5 protein-coding genes are annotated in these 6441 nt (G+C 48.2%); 1 reads left to right on the forward strand and 4 read right to left on the reverse strand.

What is annotated here, in order from left to right; translation table 11 throughout:
• Positions 1-45 precede the first annotated feature (45 nt).
• From Q5691_RS22650 to Q5691_RS22665, 4 genes are all read right to left on the reverse strand, one after another.
• Positions 46-486 (reverse strand): Rrf2 family transcriptional regulator, encoded by a 441-nt coding sequence (locus Q5691_RS22650; protein ID WP_242716025.1) that lies wholly within the window; start codon positions 484-486, stop codon positions 46-48.
• A 399-nt stretch (positions 487-885) separates the two neighbouring features.
• Positions 886-3084 carry an iron uptake porin gene (locus Q5691_RS22655; protein WP_333213767.1) on the reverse strand — a complete coding sequence of 733 codons (2199 nt, stop codon included), beginning with the start codon at positions 3082-3084 and terminating at the stop codon, positions 886-888.
• A gap of 293 nt (positions 3085-3377) precedes the next feature.
• On the reverse strand, positions 3378-5027 hold the full coding sequence (locus Q5691_RS22660) for an HD domain-containing phosphohydrolase (protein ID WP_333213769.1): 1650 nt from the start codon (positions 5025-5027) through the stop codon (positions 3378-3380).
• 141 nt (positions 5028-5168) lie between these two features.
• Positions 5169-5453: a 4a-hydroxytetrahydrobiopterin dehydratase gene (locus Q5691_RS22665; protein WP_333213771.1), complete on the reverse strand. Its 285-nt coding sequence runs from the start codon at positions 5451-5453 to the stop codon at positions 5169-5171.
• A gap of 492 nt (positions 5454-5945) precedes the next feature.
• On the opposite strand from Q5691_RS22665, the gene Q5691_RS22670 reads away from it, so the two are divergent.
• A complete protein-coding gene (locus Q5691_RS22670; RefSeq protein ID WP_333347197.1) occupies positions 5946-6161 on the forward strand; it encodes a hypothetical protein in 216 nt (71 codons plus the stop codon).
• Positions 6162-6441 lie beyond the last annotated feature (280 nt).

Consider the following 6441-nt stretch of genomic DNA (forward strand, 5'->3'; position numbering starts at 1 on the left):
TTGTGGTTGAAAGTAAATCTTAATTCCTAGTTGGTAATATTTTAACTAGATGTAATACATGATATCGAGCTGCCGTCTGCCATTGCGCTTTTCGCACAGATCCTGTAGAGTATATTTTTGCAAAACTGAGTTGGCAATCGATCGAGCTTCTTGCCAAACTTCCCAAATCACCGCACTTTCTACAGTTTGAGCAGGCGAGTCTTTTTCAGAGCGATCGAACTCTGAGCCCTCGAGACAGTTGATAATTTCTAGGAGGGTAATTTTCCAGGGTTCCCTCGCCAATATATAACCTCCCTTAGCTCCTCGCTGGCTGCGAATCAGCCCGCAGCGTCTCATAGTAGCGAGCAACTGCTCTAAATATCGATCGGGAATATTTTGCTGAGCCGCTATCTGGCGAATTTGCAGAGGCTCACCTTCTTCGTAGCAATCGGCAAGCTCCAGCAAAGCTAAGATTGCGTATTCGCTTTTACAGGAGAGTTCTACCATAATTGCTTCCAATACCAGAATTATCAACTCCGAAGTCAGATGTTAAAATTCTCCTCAATGTTGAGTTCCCAATTCTAACTCCTAACTTTACCTTTTATTATACCCCGGTTTTCCACTGAACTTAATCGACTTTCATCACTTCATCGTTGGAATGATCCGCACTCTCGCTTCTGTGAAACCCAGTTGCTAGTTTTGACTCTCTCTCCGCTTCCACGACGGCATTACCTCAAGAAACCGGCTTTCTGCGTCTATGACTAATAATTTTTAATTTTTAATAGATTCTCGGCGCCCCTTTGTCCCGTAAACAAAAAAGCCCTGCAGTAGGCAGGGCTAAACTGGGCATTTAGAGTTGTCAGCAGAGAGGGTATGACCCCCTCCCATGCCTCATCTAACCCGCTCTTAGAACGTGAAAGTAGTTCTCAGAGTACCAATGATGATGTCATCATTACGGTCATCTTGATTAGGATTTGTCACCCAAATCACGCCCGGAGTAACAGAAATGTTGTCCGAGAGCTGAAACTTGTAGAACCCTTCAACGTGATAGGAATCATCGTTGCGGAAGCTCCGCAAACTGCTTGCAGCTTCAAGTTTATCCAAGTAAGGCTCACGACCTACCACGAACCCTAGCAAGTTGCCTTCTTTCCCTAAATCAGGCAAAGCCAAGGTAACAGCGTAGTTCCAGATTCTCGCATCGCCGATGCCGAGAATGCGGGCATTGGTTAAACCAGCCCAGCCACCAAGGATAAATCTCGGGCTCAGTCGCAACGAAGCCTGAGCACCGTAGGAGTTGGTGACAACTTTGCGAGCACCGAAGCCGTCAAAACCCTCGCTCAAACCGTTGAGAGAATTAGCCACGCCGGTACCGGTGAAACCGCCGAGGTTGTCGATTCCATTTCCCAAACCGTTGTCAAAGCCAAAGTTACCTCGATTAAAGTAACCGTGGTTATAGTTGAAAGCAACTTGCAAGTTGCGTCCAGGAGTAAAAGTCAACTGACCCATCGCGGCGTAGTCGCCGTTCAACAAGCCAGCACCCTTAACCGGACTGGCTGCATTTGACGCCAAATAACCAAATGACAGAGAAGTTGGGCCGAACACGCCGCCCAGTAAGCCCCTGCCGCCAAAGGCATAGTCAAAGCCAATACCTGCGCCACCACCCAAACGGTAGATGGGGTTACGCTGTCCAAAGGCGCTCAGTGCTCCGTTGCCGCCGTCAAAGTCTTCAAAGTAAGGGTTGACAGTCGGCATAATGTCGTCCCAAACGCCAGCGTTGGCTATCAGGCTAACGTTGAGTCGCTGACCGACGGGGAACTTGTATAACAAGGTGTCGAGGGCAACAACGTTATCGGTTCTGCCGACTACGTTCCAAGTTTGAGTGCCTTCGCTTGTAGCACCAAGGTTGAAGTTGCGACCGTTGCCGACTTGAAGCCTGGTCAGCAGTAAGTCTCTGCCGGTGAAGCTAGTATTTAAATTCAGGCGCACCCGTTGTTGGAAGACAGCTTCGTTGTTGTCGCTGCCTAATCTTCTTTCGTCTCTGCCAAACAAGCCAACGTTGCCACCAAAGTCATCGCTGAGAGCGAAAATTGCTTCCCCAGTCAGCTTAGTAGTGGTGGAGAATTGGTTGGCTTCGAGTTCGGATGTCCGAGCTTCCAGAGCATCGACGCGACCGCGCAGGGTTGCCAGTTCCGCTGCAAATTCTTCTTGGAGCCGTTGGAGGGCTGCCAAGTCATCTCTCGTAGCGAAGTTGCCCGTGCCGCCTCTAATTAGCTCGCTCACTTTGTCTAAGCAAGCATTTAAACCGGCTGCGAATTCGTAGCGAGTCATTGCCCGGTTGCCGCGGAAAGTTCCGTCGGGATAACCGGCAATACAGCCGTAGCGCTCGACTAGGGATTGCAGTGCTTGGAAGGCCCAGTCTGTGGGCCGCACGTCGGAAAGTTGGGAAACAGAGGTAACTTGACCTTGAGTTTCGCCGCCGGCAGCACCTTCGCTGCTGTACTCGTTGAGCTGTTCTAATGTGGCGGCTGGGTTTTGCTCTTGTGGTGCGGCAGTTTGGGCTAAAGATTCAGCCGGTTGTGGCAAACTTTGTTCTGCCGACTCTGCCACTGCCGGGGCTGGAGTTTCTAATTGAACAGCACCGATTTGCTCTGGGAGAGCGGTAGCTGCCGGGGCTGGAATTTCTAGTTGGGCTGCCGGGGCAGAATTTTCTACTGGTTGAGCTACTGTTGGCTCAACTGCGGCTAAAGATTCACTTGTAGGTTGTGATGCCGCTTGGGGCTCTGCCTCCGCAGGGGCTGTGTTTGCTCCGACGATCGCACTTTCAGTTGCAGCCGTGGCCGAATCTTCAATCGCTGCATGGGTTTCGCTGCCAGCGACTGGGGAAATTTCTTCTACTGGCTCGGAGGCTGCAGTTGTTTCGGAAACAGCAGCTAAAGCATTTAGTTTCGCTTCGGAGGTTTCAGCGGTTTCAGCTTTTGCGACAGCCGGATTGACCGCATCAGCAGCCTGCTGAGCGTCTGCTGCCATCGCGCTCGAAGAAACTACTAGGGTAGCTCCTAAGACTGCTGGGCTGATTAGTAAGTAACTCCACAAAAATTTCGACATATTCACTCTCATCCTCACACCGATTACAGAGAAACTTTTCTAGTCTTCTATGTGGTCAGTCGTTGCTCAACTAGCATACTCTAAAAAGAGACCTAAAATTCACTTTTTCTTTGGATTCTTTTGGGCTGACCGAGTATATAGATGTGACTGACGGCTGCATAAAGCCTGTTTTTAAACCTTTACTCAACGGCGTCAAAACCATACCCGGTTTGGGCTGTGGATTGATTTGACTGCTGACACTAGACAGCGCCCGATCGCCTTATTTACTTTTTAGCACAGCACGCCCGACTCGTCTAGGCTGATTCGACTTTAACCTCCAAGCTGTGCCCGAGGACGCTAAAGACTTGGCGATGATCGAACAATTCTAACAAATCAGCGTTGATTTTGTTGTGAGCTGCTTCTTGCCGCAAAATTTTCATCGCTGCCTCTGTTCGCAGAGCTCGCTTGTAGGGGCGATCGCCTGCTGTCAGGGCGTCGTAAATATCGGCGATCGTCATCAATTGCGCTTGAATTGGAATTTCTGACTTGTTTAAACCTCGCGGATAGCCTGTACCGTCGAGTTTTTCGTGATGTCCGTAGGCAATGTCTGGAACATTTTTAAAATCTTTTGTCCAAGGAATTTGTTTGAGAAACTCGTAAGTGTGAGTTACATGAGATTCTATTTCAGAGCGTTCTTCCGGCGTCAGGTTGCCCCTCGACACCATCAATTGCAAGATCTCGTCTGGGTTCAGCAGGGGTTTCTTTGCCCCATCTATATCTCTGTAAGTTTGTCGAGAAATCTCTCGCAGTTGAGCTAGGGGTTCTGCTGCCAAAATGTGAGGCTCGTTTGCCTCTAGCAGCACTTCCCAGTATTCTGCTAATCTGGTTTTTGCCTCTGCTAGCTTAGTGTCTAGCTGTTCGATTTCCTGGCACTGAGCGCACTCTGGCTCCTGGGTCGGGTGTTTTCGGTAGGCTGAATGCTCCAGCAAGTATTTATATTTAGACTGGACGCATTCCATTTCCATTGTCCGTTGAGCTAAGCCAAAGCGATGGCGAATGATTTCTAGCTGTGCGGGGTAGAGCTTTTTCTGTTTGGTCAAAACTGCTTCGGGGACTCCAATTTTGCCAAAATCGTGCAGCAGGGCGGCGTAGCGAAGTTCTTGAATTTGGCGGTTGTTAAAGTAAATAGAGCGCAGTTCTCCGCTGTTGACGGTGTTTACTTCTTCTGAAAGGCGTACTGTGAGGGCTGCTACTCGTTCTGAATGGCCGTAGGTACAGGGGTCTCTAGCTTCTATGACTTGCACCGAGGCTTTGACGAAGCCCTCGAACAAATGTTCTATGCTGTCTTGGAGTTGATTGCGCTCGATCGAAATTGCTGCTTGAGAAGCGAGCGATCGAACTATCCTTTCTTCCCACTCCGAATACTGCTGCGTCGATTCCCAGGCATTGTTTGCTGTCAGCACCGTATCTGCCTTTGTTTTGCGGTTGATCAATTGCAGTACACCTATTGTCTCCCCCTGTCGGTTTTGCATCGGCAGTACCATTACCGAGCAAGTGCGGTAATCAATATCCCTGTCAAAACTGGTATCTAGCCGGTAGGGTACGCCCGGGGGTAAGTCGTAGGCATCAGACAGGTTCAAACTTAGACCTGTAATTGCCACGTATCCCGCCAAGCTTTTGTCTGTCAGTGGCAGGGCAAACTCTTTAAACGACAGTTTCGGTTTAGAAGCATTTTGGGCTACCTTGAACAGCAGCTTAGGTGTTTCGTCGCTGTGATCTACTAAGTAAACACTGCCAGCATCGCTGTAGGTGATTTCTCTACTTTTGGATAAAATTAAGTGTAACAAGTCGCCCAAATCTTGGGCGCTCGACAGAGCCGCGCCAATATCTAAAAGCTTTTCTATCAGATCGGTTTTTTCGGCAGCAGACTCGTTCTTGAACTCTGGCTTTTCAAATACGATCATGGTCGGATGATGGGGAATAGCCTTTTATACATTGAACGTTTGGTCTCTCGACTTTTTAGCACCCGATTCTAACCCCAAGTGGATTTTTTATTTGCGAGCTTTTATCTAGCGGGGACTCTTGTTGGGCCAGCGGGTACTTTTTTAATCTAGCGTAGAAGAAATCTCTTGGGCTAGCGCAAAGTCTTTCTCAGTTAAGCCTCCGGCATCATGAGTTGTCAAGTTAAGTGTAACTTTGTTATAGGAAATTTCTATGTCGGGGTGATGTGCAGCAGCTTCTGAGGGGGCGACCAACTTATTCACAAAGGCGATCGCTTCGATAAAATCTTTAAATAAACGGGTACAGCGCAGTTGTTTGCCTTCAACCGTCCAGCCTGACAATTGACTGGCGCGCTCTTGAATTTCAGTATTGTTAAGTAGCTCAGCCATATTTTTTTTCTTTGGGATTAGCAATGGCAGATTAACTGCCCACATGTAGAAACCCTGACCAAAAACTATCCGCTCTCACCAATAGCGTTTAGTCTCAAGTTTTAATACTTAAGATTTAACACTATTTGAGGTGAGAGCGGTCTAGCGGGTCTTCAGATTAGAACCTGACTGCCGGGAGAATCCCTAGCTCAGCCTGGTTCCCCGTGGAAGTCGTTTCCCGTTGGAGACGACGGCTGACTGCTAGTGAGCGGCCCCGGCGCACAGCCGGTAGTTTCCAATCTGATGACCCATGCGTTTACTACTTTCTATCATGGGCATCACCTCCAGGTTTAGCTAAATGGCTTTATATTGGAACGCACATCACCTAAATACAAGATTTAAGGTGATGATTTGTGCGCTAGCCATTGCCAGCGTTACCGAAAGAACTTGCGTTCTGAGTATCATTCCAGTAGTCACAATTATTAGAATAACACAAGGAATTAGAAGTGGGGGATGCAAATTGAGATTTTTGTGAGATCAGGGGAAATTACTGCAGCAGCAAGGTCTTCGATCGATCTCTACAGCAAGCGGACGATCGCAGTTTTAGCCATTTGTCTATATTTTCTTCAAAATCCGGGCTGTGCGGTTATCAGGTGCATTGCAAATCTGGCGGCGCGGAAAGGTCGATCGATTTCTTGCCATATAGATAGGATAGTTCACGAGATATAAAGACACAAGTTGTTCTAGCTACAGGCAGAGTTGGTTTTTGTACAAAATCAACTTTTTTTAGGGCGCTAATTCGATCGACTCCTGCAAACAAAAAGCTCCTGCCTGGTGGCGGGAGCTTTTTAACCATTAAGGGTAAAGCCTAAACTGCTTTATCTTACCCTTTTAAAATGTTGGAAATTTTGATATTTCGCGCTGATTACAGAGCGTTACCGCGAGGCAGAACTTCTTCAGGGAAGATGAAGTTTTCGTGGGGTTGGTCTGTCGGAGCCATCCAAGCACG

The organism is Microcoleus sp. w1-18aA5 (genome assembly GCF_036701705.1).
In the GTDB taxonomy this organism is placed as follows: Bacteria; Cyanobacteriota; Cyanobacteriia; order Cyanobacteriales; family Microcoleaceae; genus Microcoleus.

Bases quoted from the DNA above. Each gene is read 5' to 3' on its own strand.
- Q5691_RS22665 (WP_333213771.1), bottom strand. From the start codon at position 5,453: ATGGCTGAGCTACTTAACAATACTGAAATTCAAGAGCGCGCCAGTCAA.
- Q5691_RS22660 (WP_333213769.1), bottom strand. From the start codon at position 5,027: ATGATCGTATTTGAAAAGCCAGAGTTCAAGAACGAGTCTGCTGCCGAA.
- Q5691_RS22670 (WP_333347197.1), top strand. From the start codon at position 5,946: ATGCAAATTGAGATTTTTGTGAGATCAGGGGAAATTACTGCAGCAGCA.
- Q5691_RS22650 (WP_242716025.1), bottom strand. From the start codon at position 486: ATGGTAGAACTCTCCTGTAAAAGCGAATACGCAATCTTAGCTTTGCTG.
- Q5691_RS22655 (WP_333213767.1), bottom strand. From the start codon at position 3,084: ATGTCGAAATTTTTGTGGAGTTACTTACTAATCAGCCCAGCAGTCTTA.